General features: G+C 63.6%; 1 protein-coding gene. It reads left to right on the forward strand.

The features are described 5' to 3' along the window. Positions 1-315 (forward strand): transposase (locus tag AC3ET4_RS30985; RefSeq protein ID WP_431955322.1); only part of this gene is annotated, 315 nt, incomplete at its 5' end. Positions 316-500 lie beyond the last annotated feature (185 nt).

The following is a 500-nucleotide window of genomic DNA, read 5'->3' on the forward strand; positions in this document are numbered from 1 at the left end:
AAGGTCCACCTCGTGGTCGACGGACACTCCGCGCAGCGCTCGAAGAAGGTCCGCGACTGGCTCGCCGCCCACCCCGACGACGTCGAGCTGCACTTCCTGCCCCCGTACTCGCCCGAGCTCAACCCCGATGAGCTGGTCAACGCCGACCTCAAACACAGCCTGCCCAAGCAGCACCGAGCCCGAAACCATACCGAACTCGCCGCAGAGACCCGCCGCTTCTTCCGCAGACGCCAGCGTCAGCCACACATCGTCCGCGGCTACTTCGGCGGCCCGCACGTCCGCTACGTCCTGGACGAGAACTCCATGAGTTTCTGATCAAATAGACAAGTCCCATCGTTGCAGGTCAGGAGCCTCTTCGCGTTTCTGATCATCCCACCGGACGCCCCACTACGTGAAAGCGCAAGGCTAGGAGATCACTGAAAATCTTGTGTGGGGGCTGTCTGGCGGTGGGCCGGACGGCCCCCTTTGCGTTATGCGGGCGCTGTTGTGAGCGTCCAGGG

Source organism: Actinacidiphila sp. bgisy167 (assembly GCF_057707665.1).